General features: G+C 50.0%; 1 protein-coding gene. It reads left to right on the top strand.

The features are described from left to right. On the top strand, positions 1-920 hold a 920-nt coding region (locus HFE01_RS26360; RefSeq protein WP_243208293.1), incomplete at both ends, for a condensation domain-containing protein.

The following is a 920-nucleotide window of genomic DNA, read 5'->3' as shown; positions in this document are numbered from 1 at the left end:
CAGCTGGTGGGTCGCCATCAAATATTCAGAACGAATTTTTATAGTGGCTGGAATGAGCAGCCTTTACAGGTAGTGTACCGTCATAAAGCGGCTGGATTCCGGTTTGAAGATATACGTTCAATGGGACAAGAAGAGCAGGACGCATACCTTGCTGATTTTGCCGAGCGCGACAAAGCCGAAGGCTTTCATTTCAGCTCCGGCGAGCTGATGCGGGTGTCCATTTTACGTACAGGTGAGGAGTCGTACCGTTTTGTGTGGAGCTTCCATCATATTTTGATGGACGGCTGGTGCTTGTTCCTGGTTGTCGGGGAAGCGTTTCATACGTACTTTGCCATCCTTGAAGACCGCAAGCCGGAGCTTGCCCCGGTAACGCCATACAGTGAATATATTGAATGGCTGGATCGACAGGACAACGCGGAGGCAGAACGGTTCTGGAGCGATTATTTTGCGGGCTTTGAGCAGCAGACCGTATTGCCGCAGGTCAAACAGCTGGACGGTCACGCTAAAGCATATGAAGCGGACAAGCTTTCATTTACACTGGGCCGTGAAGTGACGGAGCGGATGAACAAGCTGGTTAAGCAGAAGCAAGTGACAGTCAATACATTCCTGCAAGCAGCGTGGGGCGTTGTGTTACAGCGGTATAACAATAGTCGGGATGTGGTATTTGGCAGTGTCGTATCCGGCAGATCAGCAGATATTCCGGGCATCGACAAAATGATTGGGTTGTTCATTAATACGGTTCCTGTACGAGTTCACAGTGAGAAAGAGATGACATTTGCTGGGCTGATGAAGCAGCTTCAGGAGCAGGCACTGGCTTCCCGTGCCTATGAAACCTATCCGTTATATGAAATTCAGGCCCTGACCGAGCAGAAGCAGGACCTGGTGAACCATATTATCGTGTTTGAAAACTACCCCGTGGA

The organism is Paenibacillus sp. EKM10P (assembly GCF_011800655.1).
Taxonomy (GTDB): Bacteria; Bacillota; Bacilli; order Paenibacillales; family Paenibacillaceae; genus Paenibacillus; species Paenibacillus polymyxa.
The sequence above is the reverse complement of the archived record's forward strand: the minus strand, read 5'-3'. Positions and strand labels throughout refer to the sequence as shown.